Genomic DNA, 25,836 nt, shown 5'->3' with positions numbered 1-25,836 from the left:
AAGTTACTTGACGATAAGTAACTTAGCGGTAAGCTACTTACAAGCGACCTACTCGGGGGAGAAGAACATGGCGGTCAAGAGCGAGCGGGAGAGGGTGACGGGGGAGCGGTCCCTGCTCACCGGAGTGGGGATCAGCGCCATCGGGATCGGCATGTACGTACCGTTCTCGCTGGTCTTCTTCCACCAGGTCACCGGCCTGTCCTTCGCCCTCGTCGGCGTGGTGCTCACCGTGACCGGCCTGGCCGGCCTCGGCTTCATGCCGCTCGCCGGCTCGGCCGTCGACCGCTTCGGCGCCCACCGCCTCAACCTCGTCCTCTACGCGGTCCGGGCCCTCGGCTTCGCCCTCTACCCGCTCGCCGGCTCACTGCCCGCCTTCGCCGCCGTCGCCCTGGTCACCGCGCTGGCCGACCGCTCCTTCAGCGTCGTCCAGCAGTCCCTGATCGGGGAGGTCGCCCGGGGCGCCGCCCGCGACCGGCTCCAGGCCTCCGTCCGGGCCCTGCAGAATGCCGGCATGGGCGCGGGCGGCCTGCTGGTCTCCGGGGTCCTGGCCGTCTGGGGCCCGGAGGGATTCGCCTACACCGCCTACGGGAACTCCCTGGCCTTCGCCCTGGCCGGACTGCTCGTCGCCCGGGTCCGCCCGCTGCGCAAGCCCGTCAATCCGTCCGACCGCCCCGCCCCCTCCACCGAGCGCCCGGCCGCCGGCTACCGCATGGTGCTGCGCGACCGCCCCTTCCTCGCCCTGACCGGCGCCAACTTCCTGACGGCGCTGGGTTACGCGGCCCTCTCGGTGCTCTTCCCGCTCTACATCTCGACCTGGCTGCACGGCCCCGCCTCGCTCACCGGTGCGGCGTTCACCGTCAACACCGTCCTGTGCGCCGGGATCGGCGTCCTGGTCGCCGGCCGGGTCCGCCGCTCCGGAGCCCGCCGCACCCGCTCGGCCGCGCTGGGCTCCCTGCTCTTCGCCGCCGCCTTCGTGGCCCAGATCGTCCTCGGCACCCTGCGCCCCGGGCAGGGCGCGACCATGGTCGCCCTGCTCGTCATCGTGGTCGTCTACACCCTCGGCGAACTGGTCCACAGTCCCGCCGGCGGGGCCCTGTCGGTCTCCGCGGCCCCCGAGGCCGTCCGCGGCCGCTACCTCGCCACCTACAGCCTGTCCTACTCGCTGGCCACCGCGCTGGCCCCCTCGCTCTTCACCGGTCTGATCGCCCTCGACGGCCGCCTGCCCTGGGCCGTCCTGGCGGTGGCCGCCGCCGTCGCGGCCCTGGCGCTGGTCCGGCTGGAGCCGCACCTGCCGGCCGAGGCCGTCCATGCGGAGCCGCCGGTGGTGATCACGGCCCCGCGGACCGGGGCCGCCGCCGGTCCGGCCGCACGGCCCGCACCCGCCGCCGTCTGACCCCCCTGCCCCTGCGAATCCCTGCCCGCGTCCCGCGTTCCTCACCTGCCCGAGGAGTCACCCGCCATGAAGCGCATCGCCACCATCGCCCTGACCGCCCTCGCCCCCGTCTCCTGGGGCTCCACCTACGCCGTGGCCTCCGAGCTGCTGCCGCCCGACCGGCCGCTGTTCACCGGGGTGATGCGGGCCCTGCCCGCCGGGCTGCTGCTCACGGCCCTCGCCCGGACCCTCCCCAAGGGACAGTGGTGGTGGAAGTCCGCGGTCCTGGGCGGCCTCAACATCGGCGCCTTCTTCCCGCTGCTGTTCCTCACGGCCTACCGGCTGCCCGGCGGGGTCGCGGCCGTGCTGGGCTCCGCCGGACCGCTGTTCGTCGTAGGACTGTCCGCGCTGCTGCTGGGGGAGCGGGCCCGGCTGCGGACCGTGCTCGCCGCCGTCGTGGCGGCCCTCGGGGTGAGCATGGTGGTGCTGACCGCCGAGGCGGAGCTCGACCTGATCGGGATCGTGGCCGGAGTCGTCTCCTCGGTCTCGATGGGCGCCGGCACCGTCATGACCAAGCGCTGGGGGCGCCCCGAGGGGGTCGGCCCGCTGGCCATGACCGGCTGGCAGCTGACCGCGGGCGGCCTGATGATCATCCCGGTGGCCGCGCTGGTGGAGGGGGCGCCTCCGGCGCTCGACGGCAGGGCCTTCCTCGGCTACGGCTACATGATGCTGATCAACACCGGGATCGCGTACTGGCTCTGGTTCCGCGGCATCGGGCAGCTCAGCGCCACCTCGGTCACCCTGCTCGGCCCGCTGTCCCCGCTGACCGCGGCCGTCATAGGCTGGGCCGCGCTGGGGCAGGCGCTCTCGCCCGTACAGGTGCTGGGCATGGCGATCGCCTTCGGCGCCACCGTCGCGGGACAGCTGGCGGCCGGGTCCTCGCGGTCCAAGAAGGAAACGTTCAGTTCTGCTGAAGAAATCGATCGAAATGATTCGATGGACCTGACGGGTGATTCGGTGCGACGGTAGGGCGAAGAATCGACAAACCGACCCCGAGGGGGAGACGCACAGTGGCCGTCATGGACCGCGACCAGACCGTTCCACAAGCTCCACAAGCAGAGCAGCAGCACAGCGACGAGGGCGCCCCGGCCAAGGCCGGGAACAAGAAGGGGGCCGCCGGCCTCGGCGTACTCCTCGCCCTGCTCGCGACGGTCGTCTGGTCCGGCAGCTTCGTCGCCACCCGGGGCATGGCGGACAGCATCCCGCCCGTCCAGGCCGTCTTCTGGCGCTGGACGATCGCCACCGTCGCCGTCGCACCCTTCGCCGCCCGGCAGGCCTGGCAGCAGCGGGCCCTGATCCGCAAGCACTTCGGCTACACAGCCCTCGCCACCCTCTTCGGCGTCACCCTCTACAACACCCTCGTGCACCAGGCCGGACTGACCACCTCCGCCTCCAACATGGGCATGATCATGGCCGCCTCGCCGGTCATCATGGCCCTCTACGCCCGTCTCGGCGGCGAACGGCTCGGCGCCCGGCGCACCTCCGGCCTCGCCCTCGCGGCCCTCGGCGTCCTGCTCCTGGTCGGCAAGGGCTCGATCCGCTTCGACTTCGCCGCCGGCGACCTGTGGATGTTCGCCGCCGCCCTCTCCTTTGCCACCTACAGCGCGCTCCTCAAGCGCAAGCCCGCCGAACTGGGCGGCCTCGCCTTCCTGATCACCACCTTCGTCCTCGGCGCCCTCATGCTGGCCCCCGCCTACGCCGTCTCCGTCGGCGTCCAGGGCGGCTTCGAGGTCACCCCCTCCACCGCCGGAATGCTCCTCTACGTCGGCGTCTTCTCCTCCGCCGTCGCCTTCTTCGCCTGGAACAAGGCCGTCTCGATCATCGGCGCCGCCCGCGCCGGAGTCGTCTACTACCTCCAGCCCGTCTGCGTCGCCGGACTCGGGTTCCTCCTCATCGGCGAGCACACCGGCCCCGCGCAGCTCCTGTGCATGGCGCTGATCCTCGGCGGCGTGAGCCTGGGTGCCCGGCGGTAGGTTCGGTCCCATGATCGAGTGGGACATCAAGAAGCTGCGGATCCTGCGGACCCTCGCCGACCAGGGGACCGTGACCGCCACCGCCGAGGCGCTGCACATGACGCCCTCGGCCGTTTCGCAGCAGCTGACCAACCTGGCCAAGCTGCTGGGAGTCCCGCTGCTGGAGGCCCAGGGCCGCCGGGTCCGCCTCACGGACGCCGCGCACCTCGTGCTGCGCCACGCCGAAGCGGTGTTCGCCCAGCTGGAGCGGGCCGACGCCGAACTCACCGGGTACCTGGCCGGGGAGGCCGGGGAGGTGCGGATCGGGGCCTTCTCCACCGCCGTACCGGTCCTCGTGGTCCCCGCGGTGGCGGCCCTGAGGCGCTCGCACCCCGGCGTGGAGGTCCGCGTACGGGAAACCGAGGCGGCCGAGTCCTACGAGCTGCTCTCGGCCGGGGTCGTCGACCTGGCGCTCTCCCTCGCGGCCCACGCCCCGACCGCCCGCGACCCCCGTTTCACCCGGATGACGCTGCTGGAGGACCCCCTCGACGTGGCCCTGCCCCCGGACCACCCGCTGGCCGGAGCCCCGGAACTGCGCCTCGCGGACCTCTCCGGGGACCCGTGGATCTACGGCGGCAGCGGGCCCTGGTCGGAGATCACCCGAGGCGCCTGCGAGGCGGCGGGTTTCGTACCGGAGCAGGCGCACTCGGCGTCGGGCTGGACGGCGATCCTGGCCATGGTCGAGGCGGGCATGGGCGTTGCCCTGGTGCCCCGGATGGTGTCGAGCCGGGCGTCGGGCGTCGCCGTCCGCGTCCTGTCGCAGGACCGGCCCACCCGCCACGTCATCGCGGCCCTGCGCCGCGGCTCCGAATCGGCCCCGGCGGTGGCGCACGCGCTGGCCGCCTTGCGGGCCGTGGCCGCCGCGCGGGAGTAGCCGCTGCGCGGGGCCGTCCCCTACCCGCCCTTCCACCGTTCCCCGGGCTCTGCCCGGACCCGGTCCTCAAACGCCGGACGGGCTGGAGATATCCAGCCTCGCCGGCGTTTGAGGCGCGGGGTCAGGCGGCGGCCGCGTCCGCGGCCTGGGCCTTCAGTGCTCGCTCGATGCCCGAGCGGGACTCCGAGACCAGTCGGCGCAGGGCCGCGTTCGGCTCGGCCGAGGCGAGCCAGGCGTCCGTGGTCTCCAGGGTCTGCTGGGAGATCTGGAGGGACGGGTAGAGGCCCACCGCGATCTGCTGGGCGATCTCGTGGCTACGGGTCTCCCAGACCTGCTTGACCACCGCGAAGTACTTCTCGGTGTACGGGGCGAGGAGCTCGCGCTGGTCGGTCTGGACGAAGCCGCCGATCACCGCCTCCTGCACCGCGTTCGGGAGCGAGTCGTCCTCGACGACCGCGGCCCACGCCTGGGCCTTGGCCTCCGCCGTGGGACGGGCCGCGCGGGCGGTCGCCGCGTGGCGCTCGCCCGCGGCCGTCCGGTCCCGCTCCAGCTCGGCCGCGATGGCCGGCTCGTCGGCGACGCCGGTGGCGGCCAGGCGCTCCAGGAACGCCCACCGCAGCTCGGTGTCGACGGCCAGGCCCTCGATCTCGGCCGAGCCGTCCAGCAGCGCCGACAGGTAGGCCAGCTGCTCCTCGGTGCGGGCCGTCGCCGCGAAGGCACGGGCCCACGCCAGCTGGTGGTCGCTGCCGGGAGCCGCCGCACGCAGGTGCTCCAGCGTGGCCTGCGTCCAGATGGCCAGGCCCTGCTCGCGCCAGGCCGGGTCGGCGTACAGGTCGACCGCGAGCCGCACCTGGCGGTGCAGCGACTGGACGACGCCGATGTCCGACTCCTTGCCGATGCCCGACAGGACCAGCGCGAGGTAGTCGCGGGTGGCCAGCTCGCCGTCGCGGGTCATGTCCCAGGCCGAGGACCAGCACAGCGCGCGCGGCATCGACTCGGTGAAGTCGCCCAGGTGCGCGGTGACGTTCGCCAGCGAGACCCCGTCCAGGCGGACCTTGGCGTACGACAGGTCGTCGTCGTTGAGCAGCACGACGGCCGGGCGGGTGCGGCCGGTCAGCTCGGGCACGACGGTCAGGTCCCCGTCGATGTCCAGCTCGATCCGGTCGGTGCGCACCAGCTTGCCGTCGACCAGGTCGTACATGCCGACCGCGATGCGGTGCGGACGCAGGACGGGCTCGCCCTTGGCGCCCGCCGGCAGCGCCGGGGCCTCCTGGCGGACCGCGAAGGAGGTGATGGTGCCGGAGGCGTCCGTCTCCACCTCCGGGCGCAGGATGTTGATGCCGGCGGTCTCCAGCCACGCCTTGGACCAGGCGGTCAGGTCGCGGCCGGAGGTCTCCTCCAGTGCGCCCAGCAGGTCGGACAGGCGCGTGTTCCCGAAGGCGTGCGCCTTGAAGTACGCCTGCACGCCCTTGAAGAAGGCGTCCTTGCCGACGTAGGCCACGAGCTGCTTGAGCACCGAGGCGCCCTTGGCGTACGTGATGCCGTCGAAGTTGACGAGGACGTCGTCCAGGTCACGGATCTCGGCCATGATCGGGTGCGTGGAGGGCAGCTGGTCCTGCCGGTACGCCCAGGTCTTCATGGAGTTGGCGAAGGTGGTCCACGCCTGCGGCCACCTCGAACCCTCGGCGTCGGCCTGGCAGGCGATCGAGGTGTAGGTGGCGAACGACTCGTTCAGCCACAGGTCGTTCCACCACTCCATGGTGACGAGGTCGCCGAACCACATGTGCGCGAGCTCGTGCAGGAGCGTCTCGGCGCGCGCCTCGTACGCGGCGTCCGTCACCTTCGAGCGGAAGATGTACTGGTCGCGGATGGTGACCGCGCCCGCGTTCTCCATCGCGCCCGCGTTGAACTCCGGCACGAAGAGCTGGTCGTACTTCGCGAAGGGGTAGTCGTAGGCGAACTTCTCCTGGAACCAGTCGAAGCCCTGCCTCGTGACGTCGAAGATGTGGTCGGCGTCGAGGAACTCGGCCAGCGAGGGCCGGCAGTAGATGCCGAGCGGGACGGACTGCCCGTCCGGGCGCTCGTAGGAGCTGTGCACCGAGTGGTACGGGCCCACGATCAGGGCCGTGATGTACGTGGAGATGCGCGGGGTGGGCTCGAAGCGCCAGACGTTGTCCTTGACGTCGGCGGCCTCCGGCGTGGGGGAGTTCGAGATGACCGTCCAGCCCTCGGGGGCCGTCACGGTGAACCGGAACGTCGCCTTCAGGTCGGGCTGTTCGAAGTTGGCGAAGACGCGGCGCGCGTCCGGAACCTCGAACTGGGTGTAGAGATAAGCCTGTTCGTCGACCGGGTCGACGAACCGGTGCAGACCCTCACCGGTGTTGGTGTACGCGCAGTCCGCGACGACGCGGAGCTCGTTGGCACCGGCGGCGAGGTGACCCAGCGCGATCCGGGAATCCCGGAACACGGCGGCCACGTCCAGCGCCTTGCCGTTGAGAACGACCTCGTGCACGGCCGGAGCGACCAGGTCGATGAAGGTCTCGGCGCCGGCCTCGGCGGATTCGAAGCGCACGGTGGTGACGGAGGGGTACGTGCCGCCCTCCTGCGCTCCGCTGAGATCGAGTTCGATCTCGTACGAGTCGACGGTGAGCAGCTTTGCGCGCTGCTGAGCCTCTTCACGGGTCAGATTCGTGCCTGGCACGCGTTCATCTCCTTTGATGGTGACGTAGGTCCGCCATCTTTCCACGCGGGACCGCGAGCCCGTCGGGAGATACCCTGCGTGGTCGATCGCTCACCGTGGGGCACGGTGATCGGCCCGCTGCGGGAACGCGAGGGCGGAAACCTGCCGGACAGCGGCGGGCGGCGGCGCGACGCTGATGGGCATGACCATCAGGTACTGGGCGAGGCCCATCGAGGAGGCGGCGCTCAAGGAGCTCCGCGTACGTGACGACGCGGGGCGGGAGTGCGTCCCGTACGCCGACGGCGAGGGTGGCGCGCCGTTGAGGTGCTGCCTGAGGCCGAGCGCGGCCGGGGAGCGGATCGCCCTCGTCTCCTACGCGCCCCTGCGGCGCTGGGCCGCCGCGACCGGCGCGGAGCCGGGCGCGTACGACGAGCAGGGACCCGTCTTCATCCACGCCGAGGACTGCGGCGGGCCGGCCGACCGCGAGGCGTACCCCTTCGCCAGGGCGGGCGTGCAGCGCACCGCCCGGCGGTACGGCGCCCGCGGGCACATCCTCGGCGGGCGGGTGCTCGACCTCGGCGACGACCCCGACGGTGTGATCGAGCGCGCCCTGGACGAGGCGTTCGACGACCCCGAGGTGGCCCTCGTGCACGTAAGGGCGGCCGAGTTCGGCTGCTTCCACTACGAGGTGCGCCGGCCCTGACACGGGGAAGGGGCGGCGCCGTAGCGGTGCCGCCCCTCACACGTGCGCGCGACCCGGGGTCAGCCCTGGCTCAGCTCCTCGGCGACGAGCTCCGCGATCTGGACCGCGTTCAGCGCGGCGCCCTTGCGGAGGTTGTCGTTGGAGAGGAACAGCGCGATGCCGTTCTCGACCGTCTCGTCGACACGGATGCGGCCCACGTACGAGGCGTCCTTGCCGGCGGCCTGGAGCGGGGTCGGGATGTCCGAGAGCTCGACGCCCGGGGCGTCCTTGAGCAGCTCGTAGGCGCGCTCCACGCTCAGCGGACGGGCGAAGCGGGCGTTGACCTGGAGGGAGTGGCCGGAGAAGACCGGCACGCGCACACAGGTGCCGGAGACCTTGAGCTCGGGGATCTCCAGGATCTTGCGGGACTCGTTGCGGAGCTTCTGCTCCTCGTCGGTCTCGAAGGAGCCGTCGTCGACCAGGTTGCCCGCGAGCGGGACCACGTTGTAGGCGATCGGCCGCTGGTAGACCTTGGGCTCCGGGAACTCCACCGCGCCGCCGTCGAAGGTCAGCTGGTCGGCGGTCTCGGAGACCGCGCAGGCCTGGCCCTTGAGCTCGGCGACGCCCGCCAGGCCCGAGCCGGAGACGGCCTGGTAGGTGGTGGCGACCATCGCGGTCAGGCCGGCCTCGTCGTGCAGGGGGCGCAGCACCGGCATCGCGGCCATGGTGGTGCAGTTCGGGTTCGCGATGATGCCCTTGGGGCGGTTGCGAATCGCGTGCGGGTTGACCTCGGAGACGACGAGGGGAACCTCGGGGTGGCTGCGCCAGGCGGAGGAGTTGTCGATCACGACGGCGCCCTGCGAGGCGACCTTCTCGGCGAGGGCGCGGGAGGTGGCGCCGCCCGCGGAGAAGAGCACGATGTCCAGGCCGGAGAAGTCGGCCGTGGAGGCGTCCTCGATGGTGATCTCGCGGCCCTGCCACTCGATGGTCGAGCCGGCCGAACGGGCCGAGGCGAACAGCCGCAGCTCCTCCACCGGGAACTTCCGCTCGGCGAGGATGCCGCGCATGACTCCGCCGACCTGTCCGGTGGCTCCGACGATTCCGACCCTCACGGTGACTCCCTTTGATCCGTACGACGCGGGCGCGCGTGGAGCCATCATGCGTTCGACCCCACGAGCCTTGTCCAATCCATTGTCCGAGGAGCGGACGGTGTGCGGAGTGTGAACCCCCGTGACAACTCCGTGGCGGCCGTGTTGCACCCCTGCTCACCGCCCCTTTTGCCAGGTCGAAGCCGGTTACGGTCCGGTCTGTCGCGTCCGTAATCCGGACGGGTCATCCGTACTTCGAACTCGGGGGGAACCACCGTGCGCTCCATCCGCCACCGCCGCCGGTCCATACCGGCGCTCGCCGCCCTCGCGGCCGCCGCCGTCGCCGCACCCGTCCTGCTCGCCGCCACCCCGGCCGCCGCCCACCCGCGCGAGGGGCGGCTGGCCAGGGAACTGGTGGAGGAGGTCACCGCCCGCGGCGCCTACCGGCACCTGGCGAAGTTCCAGCAGATCGCCGATGCCAACGGCGGCAACCGCGCCGCCGGCACGCCCGGCCACGCGGCCTCGGCCGCCTACGTCCACGACACCCTCGCCAAGGCCGGGTACCAGGTCTCGTACCAGGACTTCGACATCTACGAGGCCCGCACGAGGACCGAGAAGACCACCGTCGTCGGCGGCGCCGATCCGCGGGAGCTGGCCACCGCCGCCTTCACCTTCACCAAGTCCACCCCGGCCGGCGGACTGACCGCCCCGCTCGCCCTGGCCCGGGTCGACGAGAGCCCGGGCTGCACCGCCGACGACTACCCGGCCGGTGCTTTCGCGGGGAAGATCGCCCTGGTCAAGCGCGGCGCCTGCACCTTCGTGGAGAAGCAGAAGGCCGCCGCCGCGGCCGGCGCGATCGGCGTGATCGTCTACAACCACAGCGGGACCACTCCGGTCCGGGGCGGGTTCTCCTCGCCCGCCGAGGGGATCGTCCCGAGTGCCGGGATCACCCTCGCCGACGGCGAGGCGCTGACCGCGGCCGCCGCCAAGGGCGAGGTGACCGTACGCCTGGACCTGGACCAGGAGCACGTGAAGAAGACCACCCGAAACGTGATCGCCGAGACGAGGGGCGGCCGCTCCGACCGCGTGGTCGCGGTCGGTGCCCACCTGGACTCGGTCACCGAGGGTCCCGGCATCAACGACAACGGCTCCGGCTCGGCCGGTCTGCTGGAGGTGGCCCTCAAGCTCGCGGATGAGGGAGCCAACAAGAAGGGCAAGGGCAAGCAGACCGCCAACAAGGTCCGCTTCGCGTGGTGGTCGGCGGAGGAACTCGGCCTGCTGGGCTCCGAGCACTACGTGGCGCAGCTGTCCGACCAGCAGAAGAAGAACATCGCGCTCTACCTCAACTTCGACATGATCGCCTCGCCGAACCCGGCGCAGTTCGTCTACGACGGCGACGACTCGGACAAGACCGGTGAGGGCGCCGGCCCGGCCGGCTCGGCCCAGATCGAGGCGCTGATCAACGGCTTCCTCGACCGGAAGGGCAAGCCGCACGAGGGCAGCGACTTCGACGGCCGCTCCGACTACGGCCCGTTCATCGCGAACGGCATCCCGGCCGGCGGCACCTTCACCGGAGCCGAGGGCATCAAGACCCCCGAGCAGGCCGCGCGGTACGGCGGCACGGCCGGGGCCCCGTACGACCCGAACTACCACGGGGCGGGGGACACCCTGAAGAACCTGGACCTCAAGGCCTTCGACACCAACCTCGACGTGATCGCCCACGCGGTCGGCACGTACGCGCAGGACCTGAGCTCGCTGGGCAAGTGACGTAGCGCCCGAGGGGGGGCAAGCAGAAGGGGCGGGTACCCGATCGGGTACCCGCCCCTCCGTCATGCGGTCATGCGGTCACGCTGTCACGCGGGAACTGCCGTTACGGCAGGACCTTCTCGATCTGCACGCTGCCGGTGCCGGCGGCGGTGCCGCGGGCGTTGAGCAGCTTGACCTCGCCGAAGAACTGGCGGCCTTCCGGAGCGGCGCTGTTGACCAGCACGTTCGCGGAGACGGTCGCCGAAGCGCCGTTGGCGAGGTTGACCGCGGCGGCCTCGTCGACCTGGACGGTGCCCAGGGCGGCCGAGTAGTAGACGTCGCGGTAGTCGTACGTGGTGGACCCGGACGGGATCGCGTAGCCGATCACGTTGACGGTGTAGGTGCCCGCGGCCGGGTTGACCAGGCTCACGGCCTCCTCGGAGTCGCCGTCGGCGGAGGTGCCGACCTTGACGCCGTCCTTGTAGACCTCGAGGTCGAGGTCGGCGGCGGCGTCGGAGACGTTGCCGATCGCGACGTCGAGGCGGGAGACGCCCTCGCCGATGGTGATCTCGGTGGTCTGGGTCTCACCGGGGGCGATGGTCGGCTTGGCGACCTTCGCGGAGCCGAGCGGACCGCCCTGGAGCTTGCCACCGGAGATGGCCGCACCGTCGTTCTTGACGGTCCACTGGACCGGCGCCGGGGTGCCCTGCTTGACCTCGGGCAGGACCTTGACCGCGGGGTCGAAGGCCGCGCCGAGCACGGAGACGTCCAGCTTGAACGGGTTGTCGAGCAGCGGCGACGTACGGCGCGACTCGACCTCGATCTCCCAGACGCCCGGCTGCGGGTTCGGGTACGAACGCAGGTCGGGGCGGCACTGGTTCGCCGGGTTGTCGTAGTTCGGGTAGCACTGGGTCGTCGCGCTGTCCTCGACGCCCACACCGTACGGGTGGATCGAGATGAAGCGCGTCTGGCTGCCCGGCTTCAGACCGCCGAGGGCGACCTCGAGGGTCTTGGCGCCCGCGGGGACGGTCACGAAGTACGACTTGTGGCTGTTGCGCTGCACGGACGAGGTGTCCGAGTAGGCGAACGACGGCTTCTCCAGCGGGGTGGAGACGACGACCGTGGAGAGGATCTGCTTGTCGACGCCCTCGGTGAAGGGGTTGTCGAGCTCCAGGATGCCGCTGTGGACGCCGGCCGACTTGGCCTTGGCCTCGACCTTGACGGTGACCGGCTTGTTCAGCGGCAGCATGACGAGGTCAGAGCCGAGGATCTTGAACGTACCGTCGTTGTTGCGCCAGTTGAGCAGGTGCGGGGTGCTGTACTTGGCGCCCGTGGTGCGGGTGACGACGACGTCGTAGACCTTCTTCTGGCCGACCTTGAGGCCGCCCTCGCGGTCGTAGACGCCGGTGCCGAAGCCCGGGGTCTTCAGGAACTGGTCGATCGCGGTGTCGACCGGGGCCTTGACGGTGTACTCGTCGGCCTTCGCGCCGCGCTGGATGGACTCCCACGCGCCGGGGATGTTGATGAGGCCCGCGCCCTGGGCGTGCGCCGGGACGTCGTCGATCTTCTTCGCGCTGCTGGTGAGCGCGACGCGCAGGGTCGCCGGGGTGAGGGCGATGTGGCGCTGCTTGGCGGCCGAGATCAGCAGGGCGGTGGCGCCCGTCGCCTGCGGCGAGGACATCGAGGTGCCCTGCAGCATGGAGTAGCCGGCCGGGAGGTTGTAGCCGGCCTCCTTCACCGGGGAGCCGGGCAGCCACGTCTGGGTGGTGTTGATGGACGCGCCCGGGGCGGTGATGGTCGGCGTGAAGCCGCCGTCCTCACGCGGACCGCGCGAGGAGAAGGGGAACATGTTGTACTTCTTGGTCACGCCGGAGCCGTAGTTGGCGGCCCAGGTCTCCTTGGAGACCGCCGCGCCCACGGAGACGACCTTGTCGGCGAGACCGGGGTCGCCGATGGTGTTGATGCCGGGGCCCTCGTTGCCCGCCGAGATGACGAGCTGGACACCGTAGGTGTCGATGAGGTTCTTGTAGAGCTCGGAGCGCGCGTTGTTGCCGTCGTTCAGGGCCGGCAGGCCACCGATCGACATGTTGACGATGTCCACACCGCGGTTGACGACGAGGTCGATCATGCCCTCGGTCAGCGCGATGTTGGTGCAGCCGCCGGACCAGGAGCAGGCGCGCGAGGAGACGATCTTGGCGCCGGGCGCCTCGCCGTTCATCGCGCCGCCGAACAGGCCGTTGGCGGAGGTGATGCCCGCGACGTGCGTGCCGTGCTCGGACTCGATGATGCCGATGTTGACGAAGTCGGCCTTCTTGCCGACCCAGTCACCACCCAGCGGGTCCATCGGGACGTCCTTGCGGATCTGGATCACGAACGGGATCCGCTCGGCGACCTCGGTCGCCGGGTTGTCCGTGCCGAAGTAGCCGATCTGGTAGCCGTCCTTGTACGGCTTCATCGGCTCGTTGTTCGTGAAGTCGTTGTCCTGGTCGGTGTCGACGCGGACGGTCCCGGCGACCGGGTCGTAGAGCATGCCGAACCGGTCGGTGGTGTCCCCGTCCCGGTTGACGTCGCCCTTCATGTCACCGGTGGCGGTGATCGACTCGGTGAAGCGGCTCCACTGGAACGAGCCCGCCGGAGCCTTCCAGCTCGCGCCGCCCGCGGTGAAGGTGCCACCGGCGACCGGGGTGATCTGGGCCCGCCAGGTGGCGTCGCCGTCGGCGATCGGGTCGGTCGCGGTGACCCAGTCGACGATCTTGCGCTCGCCGGTGGTGGTCTTCTGGAGCGCGGGGTGACCGAGGTCGACGCCCGAGTCCAGGATGCCGATGGTCACGCCGCGGCCGTCGGCCGTCGGGTTCTTCTTGAGGAAGTCCAGCGAACCGGTCTCGAAGGACGGGTTGTACGGGTTCTTCGCGGGGGTGTTCTTGTCCGGCCCCGGGTAGGCCCCGGGGGCGGGCTTCGCCGCGCCGGACTCCTTGCCCGCATCCGGACGGGGGTCCGGAAGCTGGATCTCCTGCCGCAGGTCGATGCCGTGCACGGAGGACAGCTTGGCGGCCGCCTTCAGTGCGGCCTCGGCCTTGTCGGTCGGCAGGGTGGCGCGGACGTAGCCGAGCTTGTCGTACGTCTGGCCCACCGAGGCGCCCTTGACGTCGTTGAGCTGCTTCGCCACCTGCTGGGTCTCGCCGGGGGCGGTGGCCAGCATGACGGTGACGGTCTTCTCGCCCTTGGACTTGGCTTCCTGCAGCAGCTCGACGTCGGCCGAACCGAGCTTCTCCTCGGCCGACTTCACCGCCGGGTTGGCCGTGGGTTTGGCCGGGGGGACGTCGGTGCCGGTCGCCGCGAAGACGGGCATGGCGCCGGTGGCCGCGAGGGCGACCACCAGGCCGGCCGCGGCCGCGACGCGCACGGCGCGCCGGGACACGGGTATGGAGCTGGGGGAGTCGAGGGTCATCAGCATCCCTGGCTAAGTGAAAGATACGGTCCGGATTTCGGTGCCGGATGACCGGTCAGCTTCGTGTAAGCGACAGCCCTTTGGGGAGAGTTGTCACCGATCGAGACATGACATGGCGGACTCCCGCCATCTCACGGGATGCGCCAGGAGGCCCGTACCGGGACACAGCGGTACGGACCTCCTGGCTCAGAAGTTGATTTATCGATTTCCCGACCATCCGTCAAGGCCGGAGTGCGCTCCTGTCCCGGATCGGGTGTGACAACTTCGGGGCGGTCAGCGCTCGCGCGTGCGCGCGTAGTGCCGGGATGCTTTCGCCCGGTTTCCGCAGGCGGCCATCGAGCACCAGCGCCGGGTGCCGTTGCGTGAGATGTCGTGGAAGTGCAGGACACAGGTGTCGGAGGCGCACTTGCGGATCCGGTCGGGACCGGACTTCAGCAGCTCCAGGTAGTCGCGGGCGGCCGTCCATGCCGGGCCCCACGCCGGGTCGTCGAACTCGGAGCGCTCACCGGCGCCCTGTGCGGTCAGGGTGATCCGGATCCGGCCGTGTTCCAGGACGGCGTCGATCAGGGAGCGGGCGCTCGCGTCGGACGGGTCCGCGACCGCGCGGGCCAGTGCTTCGCGGGCGGTCAGCAGGTGCACCAGGGTGGCCGCGTCCGCGCGGAAGCGGCCGGCCAGTCCGGTGCTCTCCAGCCAGATCGCGAGCCCCTCGACGCGGGTGAGCCCGAAGGCCCCGGCGAAGAGGTCGGTGGGCTCGCCCTCGTGCATCCAGCGCGTGTTGATCAGGTCCAGGGCCACCGGTTCGCCGATCAGGGGGCGGGGGTCCGTCGCCGGTGTCGCCATCTCTCGGTCCTCCTGGTGCCCGTCTCGCTAACCCTCTAAGCGTACGGGAACGGTTGACGCTTGCAGTCCTAACCGTTAATCTTACTTTAGGGGGTTCGATCGCCCGTTCCGCGAGGGGCACGTCGAAAGGACCAGCCATGACGGCTCCGGTTCCCGCGTACCACTGGGGCTCACTGGCCGTACAGGAGCGGGTCGGCGTCCGCGAGGCCGCGGCCCATGTGGGCCGCTCGGTCGCACCGCGGATCAAGGAGGTCGCCGCGGACTTCCTGGCGCAGCAGCCGCACCTGGTCGTCGGCGCCGCCGACGCGCACGGGAGGCTGTGGATCTCGCTCCTGACCGGCGCCCCCGGCTTCGTACGGGCCACCGCGCCGGACCGGATCGCGGTCGCCGGCGGAGTCCCGGACGGCGATCCGCTCGCCGGGGCGCTGGCCACCGGCTCCACCCGGGTCGGGACCATCTCCCTCGACCCGCGCACCCGGCGCCGGATGCGGCTCAACGGGACCCTCGAGGCGACCCCGGGCGGGTTCGCGATCAGGGCGGAGCAGGTCTTCGCGAACTGCCCCAAGTACCTCCAGAAGCGGCAGCCTGTCCAGCTCGTCGCCGAAGGAGCCGGTGTCGTGCGGCGTGGGTACGCGCTCACCCCCGACCAGGAACGGGCCGTCCGCGCCGCCGACACCTTCTTCGTCACCACCACCGCCGAGGCGGACGGGGTCGACGCGAGCCACCGGGGCGGGCTGCCGGGGTTCGTGGAGGTGTTGTCGCCGACCGAGCTGGCCTGGCCGGACTATCCCGGGAACGCGATGTTCCTGACGCTGGGGAACCTGCTGACGGACGCACGGGCCGGGCTGCTGTTCCCGGACTGGGAGAGCGGGGCGCTGCTCCAGCTCAGCGGCCGGGCGGAGACCGAATTCGAGCCGGGCGGGTCCCGCCGGGTCCGGTTCCGGGTCGAAGCGGTGGTGGAGAGCGTGCACCCGGGGCGGCTGCGGTGGAGCACCCCGGAGTACTCGCCGGCGAACCCGGCGCTGCCTTGGCCGTGGCCGGCGCCGCCTCACCGGGGGAGTACGACGAGGTAGGCGGCCGGCTCGCGGTCGCCGGACGCGGTCAGGGCGGTGCGGACCACCGCCGCCTGCTGCTCGGGCCAGTCGCGGAGCTTGCGCGGGGTGAGGTGCAGGACGGTCACCCCGCACCGCTCCAGCGTCTCCCGCTTGCGGACCGACTCCGACCACTCCTCGTCCTCGCCCTGGCGCGGGGCCCGGGTGTCGATCTCCAGGGCGACGGCCTGCTCGGGCCAGTACGCGTCGACCCCTCCGAGGTGCGGGCCGCCGGGCAGGCGCAGGTCCACGTTCCAGACGGGCTCGGGGAGGTCGAAGCCGCGTACGAGCTGGTACAGCCGGTCCTCGGCGATGGCCCGGCCCTCCGCGAGCAGTGATTCGACGGCGTCGACCACGTGCGGCCGGTTCAGCAGCCGGGCCACCGTCAGTTCCCGTACCACGGCAGCCGGTTCGCAGTGCCCGCCGCGGACGGCTTCGCTGAGCAGCCGGCGGACCGTACCGGCGTCGGAGAGCTGGGCGACGGCGTCGGCGACGGCGCGGGCCACGGGGGCGACGGGCAGGCCGTTGACCTCCATCGGCCGGGGCGGGGTGTGCGTCCGGACGATGCGGACCTGCCCGGCGGACCGCAGCCGGCGGGTGTTCGGCACGAGGACGTCGATGTGGGGGAGGCCGGCCAGGGCGGGGGCGGCGGAGAACCGGTACAGCGCGAGGGCGGCGAGCCCGGTCACCATGACCTCGTCGCCGCGCCGCCCCGCGTACAGGAGCGCCGCGTGCAGCCGCTCCTCGCTGGTCGCGGGGCCGGAGTGGAGCAGGAACACCCCGGGCAGGATCTGCTGCCAGTCGCGGTCGGCGGCGTCGGAGGCGGAGACGCCGTGCTCGCGGAGCTGGGCCAGCGAGAGCACGCGGGGGCGGCTGCCGGTGAGGTGGGCGAGGGGGAGGGGCGCGTTGTGGTTCATGACGCGGTGATTCCCTCAGGCCATGGCCTTGCTAACCCCTGTTACACATCCGTCGGCAAATCGGGACAAGCCGGGGCTAAAGTACGGACGTTCGACTGCCGATGGAGTGCGCCGGTGAGCGGGCCCGGCGCCGCTCCCGGGGCTCCGCCCCGGACCCCGCGCCTCAAACGCCGGCGGGGCTGGATTTTCCAGCCCCGCCGGCGCTTGAGGCAGCCTCGCGGGGTCAGCCCGCCGCCGCGGTGTCGCAGGCCTGCGCCCGCAGGGCCCTGGCCAGGTCGTCCCGGGACTCCAGCACCAGGCGGCGCAGAGCCGGGGCCACATCGGCATGCGCGGCCAGCCATGCGTCAGTGGCGTCCAGGGTCTCCTGGGAGCCCTGGAGCGACGGGTACAGGCCCCGCACCACGTCGATGCCGATCTGGATCGACCGGTCCGCCCACACCCGCTCGATCGCGGCGAAGTACGGCGCGACGAACCCGGCCAGCAGCCCTCGCTGCGAAGGCTGCTGCATCCCCGCGATCGTCGCCTCGACCAGCGCGTTCGACAGCGCGTCCGACTCCACGACGGCCGCCCACGCCTGGTCCTTGACCGCGGCCGAGGGCCGCGCCGCCAGGCAGCGCACCTGGTGCCGCTTGCCCGACGCCGTGTCGTCCCGGGCCAGTTCGGCGGTCAGGACGGACTCGTCCACCGCCCCGTGCGCGGCCAGCGGCAGCAGGAAGTCCCAGCGCAGCTCCTGGTCCACCTCCAGCCCGTCGATCCGCGCCGAGCCCTCCAGCAGACCCAGCAGCAGCTGGAAGTCGCCCTCGGTGGCCGCGCTCGCCGCGAAGAACCGGGCCCAGGTCAGCTGGTGCTCCGACCCCGGCTCGGCGAACCGCAGTTCCTGCAGCGCGCACGCGGCCAGCACCCGGCCGCCCTGCTCCCGCCACTGGGGGTCCGCGTAGTGGGTGACCGCGGACAGCGCCTGGGAGTGCAGCATCTGGAGCACGCCGACGTCGGTCTCCCGGCCCGCGTGGGCCAGTACGAGCGAGACGAAGTCCCGGGCCGGCATCAGCGCGTCACGGGTCAGGTTCCACAGCGCCGACCAGCACAGCGCGCGGGTCAGCGGGTCCGCCACCGAGCCCAGGTGGGAGCGGAGCGTGGCCAGCGAGTCCGCGTCGAAGCGGATCTTGCAGTAGGTGAGGTCGTCGTCGTTGACCAGGACCAGGGCGGGACGCTCCTGGCCGGCCAGTTCGCCCACCACGGTCCGGGCGCCGGCCACGTCGGCCTCGGCCCGCGCGTAGCGGACCAGCGCGCCGTCCGCGTCCAGCCGGTACAGGCCCACCGCGACCCGGTGGGGGCGCAGCTCGTCGCCGTCCTGGAGCACCGCCAGCTCGGTCACCCGGCCGCCCGCGTCGCAGGTCACCACCGGGGTCAGCGCGTTCACGCCGGCCGTCTGCAGCCAGGCCCGCGACCATTCGGCCATGTCCCGGCCGGAGACCTCCGCGAGCACCGACAGCAGGTCGTCCAGGGTGGTGTTCCCGTACGCGTTGGCCTTGAAGTAGCGCCGCGCGCCTTCGAGGAAGGCGTCCCGGCCCACGTACGCCACGAGCTGCTTGAGCACCGCCGCGCCCTTGGCGTAGGTGATGCCGTCGAAGTTCAGCTTCGCGTCCTCCAGGTCACGGATGTCGGCCGTGATCGGGTGCGTGGACGGCAGCTGGTCGGCGCGGTAGGCCCAGGCCTTGCGGCTGTTGGCGAAGGTGACCCACGCCTGGTCGAAGCGGGTGGCCTCGACCAGCCCGAAGGAGCCCATGAAGTCAGCGAAGGACTCCTTCAGCCACAGGTCGTCCCACCACTTCATGGTGACCAGGTCGCCGAACCACATGTGCGCCATCTCGTGCAGGATGACGTTCGCGCGCCGCTCGTACGAGGCCTGCGTGACCTTCCCGCGGAAGATGTACTCCTCGCGGAAGGTCACCATCCCCGGGTTCTCCATCGCGCCCAGGTTGTACTCCGGCACGAAGGCCTGGTCGTACTTCCCGAAGGGGTAGGGGTAGTCGAAGATCTCGTGGAACAGGTCGAAGCCCTGCTTGGTGACGAGGAACACGTCGTCCGCGTCGAAGTGCTTGGCCAGGCCCTTGCGGCACATCGCGCCGAGCGGGATCGTCAGGTCCCCGCGCGTGTAGGTGTCCGTCACGTAGTGGTACGGGCCCGCCACCACGCAGGTGATGTAGGTGGAGATCGGCGCGGTCTCGGCGAAGCGGCGGGTGCAGCCCTCGCGGGACTCCTCGGCGCCGTTGCTCCAGACCTGCCAGCCCTCGGGCGCGGTCACCTCGAAGCGGTACGGGGCCTTCAGGTCGGGCTGCTCGAAGTTGGCGTACACCCGCCTCGCGTCGGCCGGCTCGTACTGGGTGTAGAGGTAGACCTCGCCGTCCTCCGGGTCGACGAAGCGGTGCATGCCCTCGCCGGTGCGGCTGAACGCGCAGTTCGCGTCCACGACCAGGACGTTCTCGGAGGCCAGGCCGTCCAGGGCGATCCGGGCCCCGTCGAAGACGGCGGCCGGGTCCAGCTCGTGCCCGTTGAGGGTCACGGAGTTGACCGAGGGCGCGATGAGGTCCGCGAAGGTGGCGGCTCCCGGGGTGGCGGCCCGGAAGCGGACGGTGGTCACCGAGCGGAAGGTCCGGGGCCCGTCGGCCGGTTCGGCCTCGTCCACCGCGGACCTCAAGTCGAGGACCACCTCGTACCCGTCGACGGACAGCAGCTCGGCCCTCTCGCGGGCCTCGTCACGGGACAGATTCTCTCCGGGCACGTGCACTCCTTCGTGCGTGATCGCGATACCTGACCGAATCCTCCCATGGGGAATGCGTGTGCGGTCGGGGCGGTTGGGCAGGGAGGAACGTTCCGATCTGAGGAGAGACATGGCTGACACCCAGGACACCCAGGTGCGCGCGAAGACCCCGGTCGACTTCTGGTTCGACCCGCTCTGCCCCTGGGCCTGGATGACCTCCCGCTGGATGCTCGAGGTCGAGAAGGTCCGTGACGTCGAGGTGCGCTGGCACGTGATGAGCCTCGCCGTGCTGAACGAGAACAAGCTCGACGAACTGCCCGAGCGCTACCGCGATCTGCTCGGCCCCAAGGGCTGGGCCCCCGTGCGCGTGGTCGTCGCCGCCCAGCAGAAGTTCGGCGACGAGATCACCGGCAAGCTCTACACCGCGCTCGGCACCCGCTTCCACAACGAGGCCCAGGGCCCGACCCGCGAGGCGATCGCCGCGGCCCTGGACGAGGTGGGCCTGCCCGCCGAGCTGATCCACTACGCCGACTCCGACGAGTACGACGAGGTCCTGCGCGACTCGCACAACGACGGCATCAACCGCGTCGGCCAGGAGGTCGGCACCCCGGTGATCTCGGTGCCCGGCGCCGGCGGCGAGGAAGTGGCCTTCTTCGGCCCCGTCGTCACCCCGGCCCCGCGCGGCGAGGCCGCCGCCCGCCTCTGGGACGGCACCCTGCTGGTCGCCTCCACCCCCGGCTTCTACGAGATCAAGCGCACCCGTACCCAGGGCCCGCTCTTCGACTAGCTTCGACTAGCAGCGGTCCGCTTCCTCCCTTAACGTCCCCCTATGGGGACCAGCCCGGCACAGGAGGAACCGCTCGGCCGCAGTGGCGGCCGGGCGGAGCCCGCGATACCGAACGACAACGCCGCGCACGCCAGCCTGCCCGCACGCCCCCGAGACCGGGTGCTGCGGGCAGCTTGCGTCGCGGTGCCCCCGCTGTGGGCGGCCCTCGGGGTCCGGCACGCCGCCGGCACCCTGCGGCACTACCTCCGGGGCACGGGCCGCCCGTACCGGGTCGACGCGCGGGCGCTGCTCGCGGTGCCCGCCGTACGGGAAGAGGTGGACGCCCGGCTCGCCGAGTGGCGGGCGGCTGCCGGAGCCCTGGGCGAGCCGGGCGCGTACGCGGCGGACAGCGGCTGGCGCGGGGTGCTGATCGGCCGGCGGGCCGGCGCGGGCGGCAGCGCGGACTGGTGGCTGGCGCTGCGCGGGGCCCAGTACCGGATCAGCGGCACGGTACGGGTCCACGAGGACGGGTCCGTGGTGAGCGACTACCGCTTCCAGGTGCACAAGAGCTGGAACTTCGACCGCGGGGAATCGGAGTTCGGCATCCCCTTCGGTCCGTTCGCGCGGTTGCACGAGACGGGGCTGGCCCGGGAGTTCACGGCGGTCGGCGAGGTGGACGGCCTGGTGGACGCAGAAGGCCCCCGCGAGTCATGTCCTCGCGGGGGCCTACTGGTGGACACGCCCGCCGGCGAAGGTTGAGAAGACGATCACGAGGCGGACGGGCTTCGGGGGTGCGATCAGCCCTTGGCGGGGATCAGCAGCGGGGTGTTCGCCTTGGCGTCGGCGTAGCGCTTGGCCACGTCCTGCCAGTTGACGACGTTCCACATGGCCTCGATGAAGTCCACCTTCTGGTTCTTGTACTGCAGGTAGAAGGCGTGCTCCCAGGCGTCGAACACCAGGATCGGGGTGCTGGCCACGCCGACGTTGCCCTGGTGGTCGTAGATCTGCTCGACGAGCAGGCGGCCGCTGACGGGCTCGTACGCGAGCACGCCCCAGCCGGAGCCCTGGGTCGCGGAGGACGCGAAGGTCAGCTGCTTGCGGAACTTCGCGAAGGAGCCGAAGGACTCGGTGATCGCGTCGGCCAGCTCGCCCAGGCCGTCGGCCGCGGTGGGCTCGCCGCCGCCCTCGCCGGTCTTCGGGCTGGCCATGTTGTGCCAGTAGATGCTGTGGAGGATGTGGCCGGAGAGGTGGAAGGCCAGGTTCTTCTCCAGGCCGTTCAGCGCGCCCCAGTTCTCCTTGTCGCGCGCCTCCTCCAGCTGCTCCAGCGTGTTGTTGGCGCCCGTGACGTAGGCCGCGTGGTGCTTGTCGTGGTGCAGCTCGATGATCTGCGGGTTGATCACCGGCTCGAGAGCCGCGTAGTCGTAAGGAAGCTCAGGAAGCGTGTAGATGGCCATGCGTGTGATCCGGTCCCCTCGGCGTGCCAACTGCTTATTGCAATTAATGCGCAACTGCACGCTAGCAGCATCTGATCAAGGGGTGGCGTAAGGGGTCCCGGAGACGGCGAAGGCGCGCCCCGTGCCTTCGCACGGGGCGCGCCTTCGCCGTCTCCGGGGCAGGTCAGGCCCTGGCCGCCGCCCGGCGCTGCATCACGTACCCCGTGACGGCCAGTGCGAGGGTCAGGCCGCCGGTGAAGACGAGCTGGACCCGGGTGTCCTCACCCATGGCCATCAGGACCAGGACCCCGGCCAGTCCGGCCAGCGCGACCCAGGTCAGATAGGGGAAGCCCCACATCTTCACGACCAGCTTCTCGGGGGCCTCGCGCTCCATGCGGCGCCGCAGCACGAACTGCGAGACGGCGATGAAGCCCCAGACGACGAGGATGACGCCGCCGACCATGTTCAGCAGCCAGGCGAAGAGGGTGTCCGGATACCAGTAGGACAGCAGCACGGTGACGAAGCCGAAGCCGGAGGAGGCGAGCACGGCGCGGCGCGGCACCCGGCCCGTGACCTTGCCCAGGGCCTTGGGACCCTGGCCGCGGGAGACGAGGGAGTAGGCCATGCGCGAGGAGCCGTAGATGTTCGCGTTCATCGCGGACAGCAGGGCGATCAGGATGACCACGTTCATCACCTGGCCGGCGTGCGGGATGCCCAGGTGGTCCAGGGTGGCCGCGTACGGGCCCTCGGTGGTGACCGCCGGGTCGTTCCACGGCAGCAGGGTGACGATGACCAGCATCGAGCCGACGTAGACGATCGCGATCCGCCACATGGTGGTCTTCACGGCCTTGGCGACGCCCCGGACCGGGTTGTCGGACTCGGCGGCCGCGATGGTCACCGTCTCCAGGCCGCCGTACGCGACCACGGAGGCGAGCAGGCCGACCAGCAGCCCGTCCACGCCGTTGGGCAGGAAGCCGCCGTCGTGCAGCAGATTGGCGGAGCCGGGGGAGTCGGTGCCGGGCAGCACGCCCAGGACGGCCAGTACGCCGAGGCCCAGGAAGAGCCCGATGGCGCCGATCTTCAGGGCGGCGAACCAGAACTCGAACTCGCCGAAGTTGGAGACGGCGGCCAGGTTGGACCCGCAGAAGAGCGCCATGAAGATCAGCACCCACATCCACGAGGGGGTGCCCGGGAACCAGCCCGTCATGATGTGCGCCGCGCCGATGGCCTCGATGGCCACGCCCACGCACAGCAGGGTCCAGAACATCCAGCCCGCCGTGAACCCCGCCCACGGGCCGATGGCCCGGTCCGCGTGCACCGAGAAGGAGCCGGAGGCGGGGTTGGCGGCGGACATCTCGCCGAGCATCCGCATCACGAACATGACGAGCAGGCCGGAGGCGGCGTACGCGAGCACGATCGAGGGGCCGGCGGCCGCGATGCCGGCGCCGGATCCCACGAAGAGGCCGGCGCCGATGACTCCGCCGAGGGCGATCATCGAGAGGTGGCGCTGCTTGAGTCCGTTGCCGAGCGGGGATCCCGCGTCGCCGGCGGGCGGCGCGTCCTGTTCGCGGCGGGCGGCGGTGGTCTGGCTCATGCGGGTGACCTGTCCGGTGTGCGGGGGGACGGTAGGGAGTGCCCCAGTCTCACCCGTGTCCGATCTTCGGACGTTTCATGTCCGTTATCCGGACATGAGGATGACCGGGCGTGATCATCCCCGTACGCTGGCAGATCGGACGGGAGCGCACGAGGAGGGCCGAATGGACCACGGCGTACGGGAATTGGCCGCGACGGGCCGGGGGGTGCTCGTCACCGGAGCCTCCCGGGGCATCGGGAGGGCGATCGCCACCGCGTTCGCCGCGCAGGGCGACCGGGTCGCGGTGCACTGCACGGCTCCCGGGCCCGACGCCGGGCGGACCCTCGCGGAGCTGGCGGGCGGGGGCCACGTCCTGGTCGCCGGCGACCTCGCCGACCCGGCGCGGGTGGAAGCCCTCACCGCCGAGGCCGAGGAGGCGCTCGGCGGGATCGACGTGCTCGTGAACAACGCCGCCGTGATGGTCGCGCACCCCCTGCCCACCACCTCGTACGCCGACTGGCAGGCCGCCTGGCAGCACACGGCCGCGGTCAACCTGTTCGGCGCGGCCAACCTCTCCTACTGTGCGGCCCGCCGCATGATCGACGGCGGCCGCGAGGGGCGCATCGTCAACATCGGCTCGCGCGGCGCCTTCCGGGGCGAGCCCGACCACCCCGCCTACGGCGCCACCAAGGCCGCGCTGCACGCGCTGGGCCAGTCCCTCGCCGTTTCCCTCGCCCCCCACGGGATCGCGGTGGCCTCCGTCGCACCCGGCTTCGTCGCCACCGAGCGGGTCGCCGGCCGGCTGGAGGGGGAGGAGGGCGAGCGGATCCGGGCGCAGAGCCCCTTCGGCCGGGTGGGTGCCCCGCAGGAGATCGCCGCCGCCGTGCTCCACCTGGCCTCGCCCGCGGCGCGCTGGAGCTCGGGCGCGGTCCTCGACGTCAACGGGGCCTCGTACCTGCGCACCTGACGAGGTGCCCGCGCATCCGACGAGGTGCCCGCGCATCCGACGCGCGAAGGCCCCCGCGCAGTGTGCGCGGGGGCTTCGCGGGGGCCGGGCGGGAGGGTCAGGCCTTCGGTGCGCGCAGCTCCCGGATCCACGCCACCAGCAGCACCGCGGCCGCCGCTCCCGAGGACCACAGCAGTTGCGGCCGCGCCGAATCGTCGAACAGCATCAGCACCAGCACCGTGGCCATCGCGACCAGCGCCGCCCAGGTCGCGTACGGGAAGAGCCACATCGGCAGCGTCAGCCGCTCCGGCATGTCCCGCTCGATCTTCGGTCGCAGCTTCAGCTGCGAGACCGCGATCAGCGCCCAGACGAAGAGCAGCACCGCGCCCACCGCGTTGAGCATGTAGAGGAAGATCGTGTCCGGCCACAGCAGGTTCAGCACCACCGAGACGAACCCGAAGGCCACCGACGCGAAGACCGCCCGGCGCGGCACCCCGCCGGACGAGACCTTCAGCAGGGCCTTGGGCGCCTCGCCCCGCTCCGCCAGCGAGAACACCATGCGCGAGGACCCGTACAGGTTGGCGTTGAGCGCCGACAGCAGGGCCACGAAGATCACGACGTCCATGATCTGGCCGGCGTGCGCGATGCCGATCGAATCGAGGACCGCCACGTACGGGCTCTGCCCCGGCTCGAGGGAATCCCACGGCAGCAGGCTCACGATGACCAGCATCGAGCCCACGTAGAAGAAGAGGATGCGCCAAACGGCGCTGCGCACCGCGCGGGCCACGGACCGGGCCGGGTCGTCCGACTCGGCGGCCGCGATGGTGACGACCTCCAGACCGCCGAAGGCGAAGACGACGGCCAGCATGCCGGCCACCACCCCGCCCGCCCCGTTGGGGAAGAACCCGCCCTGGCCGGTCAGATTGGCCATGCCGACCGGGTCCGTGTCGGGGAGGAAGCCGAAGACGGCCAGCGTGCCGAGGATCAGGAACAGCACGATCGCGCCGACCTTGAGGGCGGCGAACCAGAACTCGAACTCGCCGAAGTTGCGCACCGCGGCCAGGTTGCTCACGGTGAAGACCACCATGAACAGGAGCACCCAGACCCACTGGTCCACCGAGGGCAGCCAGCCGCTGGCGATCTTCGCCGCCGCCGTCGCCTCCACGGCCAGCACCACGACCAGCAGGAACCAGTACAGCCAGCCCGCCGAGAAACCGGCCCACCGGCCCAGCGCCTTCTCGGCGTAGACGGAGAAGGAACCGGAGGCGGGCATCGCCGCCGACATCTCGCCGAGCGCCCGCATCACCAGCATCGCCAGGACGCCCGCGAGCAGGTACGAGCAGATGATCGCGGGACCCGCGATGGTGATGCCCGCGCCGGAGCCGACGAACAGCCCGGCGCCGATCACACCGCCGAGGCCCAGCATGGTCAGGTGGCGCTGCTTGAGGCTGTGGCTCAGGGGTTCCGGTGACGAAACGTCTACGGGGGAGGTCGGTTCGGGCAGGCGGTCGCGCATGAGGGGTGCTCGTACTCTCTGTGGCCTGGTG

Annotated in this window: 19 protein-coding genes; 10 read left to right on the top strand and 9 right to left on the bottom strand. The window is 71.5% G+C overall.

Annotation, left to right across the window (positions count from 1 at the left end):
- The first annotated feature begins 67 nt into the window (after window positions 1–67).
- The 4 genes from OHU74_RS12160 (at window position 68) to OHU74_RS12145 (ending at window position 4,318) form a co-directional block, all read left to right on the top strand.
- Window positions 68–1,393 (top strand): MFS transporter, encoded by a 1,326-nt coding sequence (locus tag OHU74_RS12160; RefSeq protein ID WP_371615908.1) that lies wholly within the window; start codon window positions 68–70, stop codon window positions 1,391–1,393.
- A gap of 66 nt (window positions 1,394–1,459) precedes the next feature.
- The gene (locus tag OHU74_RS12155) at window positions 1,460–2,401 is read left to right on the top strand and encodes an EamA family transporter (RefSeq protein ID WP_371615907.1); all 942 of its coding nucleotides are present in this window, start codon (window positions 1,460–1,462) and stop codon (window positions 2,399–2,401) included.
- Window positions 2,402–2,451: 50 nt separating this feature from the next.
- Window positions 2,452–3,405: a DMT family transporter gene (locus OHU74_RS12150; RefSeq protein ID WP_371615906.1), complete on the top strand. Its 954-nt coding sequence runs from the start codon at window positions 2,452–2,454 to the stop codon at window positions 3,403–3,405.
- Window positions 3,406–3,415: 10 nt separating this feature from the next.
- Window positions 3,416–4,318: a LysR family transcriptional regulator gene (locus tag OHU74_RS12145; protein WP_371615905.1), complete on the top strand. Its 903-nt coding sequence runs from the start codon at window positions 3,416–3,418 to the stop codon at window positions 4,316–4,318.
- A 121-nt stretch (window positions 4,319–4,439) separates the two neighbouring features.
- Here the strand turns inward: OHU74_RS12145 and pepN (OHU74_RS12140) are convergent, their stop codons facing one another.
- On the bottom strand, window positions 4,440–7,019 hold the full coding sequence (gene pepN / locus OHU74_RS12140; RefSeq protein ID WP_371615904.1) for an aminopeptidase N: 2,580 nt from the start codon (window positions 7,017–7,019) through the stop codon (window positions 4,440–4,442).
- A gap of 181 nt (window positions 7,020–7,200) precedes the next feature.
- Here pepN (OHU74_RS12140) and OHU74_RS12135 point away from each other — a divergent pair, with 181 nt between their 5' ends.
- Window positions 7,201–7,701, top strand: coding sequence for a DUF1203 domain-containing protein (locus tag OHU74_RS12135; protein ID WP_371615903.1), 501 nt, complete (start codon window positions 7,201–7,203; stop codon window positions 7,699–7,701).
- Between the two features lie 59 nt (window positions 7,702–7,760).
- Here OHU74_RS12135 and OHU74_RS12130 read toward each other — a convergent pair whose 3' ends face one another.
- On the bottom strand, window positions 7,761–8,792 hold the full coding sequence (locus OHU74_RS12130) for an aspartate-semialdehyde dehydrogenase (protein WP_371615902.1): 1,032 nt from the start codon (window positions 8,790–8,792) through the stop codon (window positions 7,761–7,763).
- Window positions 8,793–9,044: 252 nt separating this feature from the next.
- Between OHU74_RS12130 and OHU74_RS12125 the strand changes: the two genes are divergently transcribed.
- Complete coding sequence (locus OHU74_RS12125; protein ID WP_371615901.1) at window positions 9,045–10,535, top strand: M28 family metallopeptidase; 1,491 nt, start codon at window positions 9,045–9,047, stop codon at window positions 10,533–10,535.
- Between the two features lie 103 nt (window positions 10,536–10,638).
- Here OHU74_RS12125 and OHU74_RS12120 read toward each other — a convergent pair whose 3' ends face one another.
- A complete protein-coding gene (locus OHU74_RS12120; RefSeq protein WP_371615900.1) occupies window positions 10,639–13,962 on the bottom strand; it encodes a S8 family serine peptidase in 3,324 nt (1,107 codons plus the stop codon).
- A 273-nt stretch (window positions 13,963–14,235) separates the two neighbouring features.
- Entirely contained in the window at window positions 14,236–14,802 is a 567-nt protein-coding gene (locus tag OHU74_RS12115) for a CGNR zinc finger domain-containing protein (protein WP_371615899.1), read from the bottom strand.
- Window positions 14,803–14,939: 137 nt separating this feature from the next.
- Between OHU74_RS12115 and OHU74_RS12110 the strand changes: the two genes are divergently transcribed.
- Entirely contained in the window at window positions 14,940–15,875 is a 936-nt protein-coding gene (locus tag OHU74_RS12110) for a pyridoxamine 5'-phosphate oxidase family protein (protein ID WP_371615898.1), read from the top strand.
- Here OHU74_RS12110 and OHU74_RS12105 read toward each other — a convergent pair.
- Window positions 15,851–16,810: a hypothetical protein gene (locus OHU74_RS12105; protein ID WP_371615897.1), complete on the bottom strand. Its 960-nt coding sequence runs from the start codon at window positions 16,808–16,810 to the stop codon at window positions 15,851–15,853. The two genes, OHU74_RS12110 and OHU74_RS12105, sit on opposite strands and share 25 nt — an antisense overlap.
- Before the next feature lie 223 nt (window positions 16,811–17,033).
- Window positions 17,034–19,592: an aminopeptidase N gene (gene pepN, locus OHU74_RS12100; protein ID WP_371615896.1), complete on the bottom strand. Its 2,559-nt coding sequence runs from the start codon at window positions 19,590–19,592 to the stop codon at window positions 17,034–17,036.
- 109 nt (window positions 19,593–19,701) lie between these two features.
- Between pepN (OHU74_RS12100) and OHU74_RS12095 the strand changes: the two genes are divergently transcribed.
- Together OHU74_RS12095 and OHU74_RS12090 are read left to right on the top strand one after the other, a co-directional pair.
- On the top strand, window positions 19,702–20,358 hold the full coding sequence (locus OHU74_RS12095; protein WP_371615895.1) for a DsbA family protein: 657 nt from the start codon (window positions 19,702–19,704) through the stop codon (window positions 20,356–20,358).
- A 42-nt stretch (window positions 20,359–20,400) separates the two neighbouring features.
- Window positions 20,401–21,096 carry a hypothetical protein gene (locus OHU74_RS12090; protein ID WP_371615894.1) on the top strand — a complete coding sequence of 232 codons (696 nt, stop codon included), beginning with the start codon at window positions 20,401–20,403 and terminating at the stop codon, window positions 21,094–21,096.
- 38 nt (window positions 21,097–21,134) lie between these two features.
- Here the strand turns inward: OHU74_RS12090 and OHU74_RS12085 are convergent, their stop codons facing one another.
- Both OHU74_RS12085 and OHU74_RS12080 read right to left on the bottom strand, forming a co-directional pair.
- Window positions 21,135–21,791 (bottom strand): superoxide dismutase, encoded by a 657-nt coding sequence (locus OHU74_RS12085; RefSeq protein ID WP_371615893.1) that lies wholly within the window; start codon window positions 21,789–21,791, stop codon window positions 21,135–21,137.
- A gap of 163 nt (window positions 21,792–21,954) precedes the next feature.
- Complete coding sequence (locus tag OHU74_RS12080; RefSeq protein WP_371615892.1) at window positions 21,955–23,364, bottom strand: amino acid permease; 1,410 nt, start codon at window positions 23,362–23,364, stop codon at window positions 21,955–21,957.
- A gap of 163 nt (window positions 23,365–23,527) precedes the next feature.
- Between OHU74_RS12080 and OHU74_RS12075 the strand changes: the two genes are divergently transcribed.
- The gene (locus tag OHU74_RS12075; RefSeq protein ID WP_371615891.1) at window positions 23,528–24,310 is read left to right on the top strand and encodes an SDR family NAD(P)-dependent oxidoreductase; all 783 of its coding nucleotides are present in this window, start codon (window positions 23,528–23,530) and stop codon (window positions 24,308–24,310) included.
- Window positions 24,311–24,407: 97 nt separating this feature from the next.
- Here OHU74_RS12075 and OHU74_RS12070 read toward each other — a convergent pair whose 3' ends face one another.
- Window positions 24,408–25,805: an amino acid permease gene (locus tag OHU74_RS12070; protein WP_371615890.1), complete on the bottom strand. Its 1,398-nt coding sequence runs from the start codon at window positions 25,803–25,805 to the stop codon at window positions 24,408–24,410.
- Between the last annotated feature and the right edge of the window lie 31 nt (window positions 25,806–25,836).

Origin of the sequence: Streptomyces sp. NBC_00454 (assembly GCF_041434015.1) — a bacterium.
Lineage (GTDB): Bacteria > Actinomycetota > Actinomycetes > Streptomycetales > Streptomycetaceae > Streptomyces.
Note: the sequence above shows the minus strand (reverse complement) of the source record. Positions and strands in the feature narration are given on the sequence as shown.

Coding starts and splice junctions, on each gene's coding strand:
- OHU74_RS12085 (WP_371615893.1), bottom strand. CDS start 21,791: ATGGCCATCTACACGCTTCCTGAGCTTCCTTACGACTACGCGGCTCTC.
- OHU74_RS12095 (WP_371615895.1), top strand. CDS start 19,702: ATGGCTGACACCCAGGACACCCAGGTGCGCGCGAAGACCCCGGTCGAC.
- OHU74_RS12135 (WP_371615903.1), top strand. CDS start 7,201: ATGACCATCAGGTACTGGGCGAGGCCCATCGAGGAGGCGGCGCTCAAG.
- OHU74_RS12080 (WP_371615892.1), bottom strand. CDS start 23,364: ATGAGCCAGACCACCGCCGCCCGCCGCGAACAGGACGCGCCGCCCGCC.
- OHU74_RS12160 (WP_371615908.1), top strand. CDS start 68: ATGGCGGTCAAGAGCGAGCGGGAGAGGGTGACGGGGGAGCGGTCCCTG.
- OHU74_RS12090 (WP_371615894.1), top strand. CDS start 20,401: ATGGGGACCAGCCCGGCACAGGAGGAACCGCTCGGCCGCAGTGGCGGC.
- OHU74_RS12120 (WP_371615900.1), bottom strand. CDS start 13,962: ATGACCCTCGACTCCCCCAGCTCCATACCCGTGTCCCGGCGCGCCGTG.
- OHU74_RS12150 (WP_371615906.1), top strand. CDS start 2,452: ATGGACCGCGACCAGACCGTTCCACAAGCTCCACAAGCAGAGCAGCAG.
- OHU74_RS12115 (WP_371615899.1), bottom strand. CDS start 14,802: ATGGCGACACCGGCGACGGACCCCCGCCCCCTGATCGGCGAACCGGTG.
- OHU74_RS12110 (WP_371615898.1), top strand. CDS start 14,940: ATGACGGCTCCGGTTCCCGCGTACCACTGGGGCTCACTGGCCGTACAG.
- OHU74_RS12075 (WP_371615891.1), top strand. CDS start 23,528: ATGGACCACGGCGTACGGGAATTGGCCGCGACGGGCCGGGGGGTGCTC.
- OHU74_RS12145 (WP_371615905.1), top strand. CDS start 3,416: ATGATCGAGTGGGACATCAAGAAGCTGCGGATCCTGCGGACCCTCGCC.
- OHU74_RS12155 (WP_371615907.1), top strand. CDS start 1,460: ATGAAGCGCATCGCCACCATCGCCCTGACCGCCCTCGCCCCCGTCTCC.
- OHU74_RS12070 (WP_371615890.1), bottom strand. CDS start 25,805: ATGCGCGACCGCCTGCCCGAACCGACCTCCCCCGTAGACGTTTCGTCA.
- OHU74_RS12105 (WP_371615897.1), bottom strand. CDS start 16,810: ATGAACCACAACGCGCCCCTCCCCCTCGCCCACCTCACCGGCAGCCGC.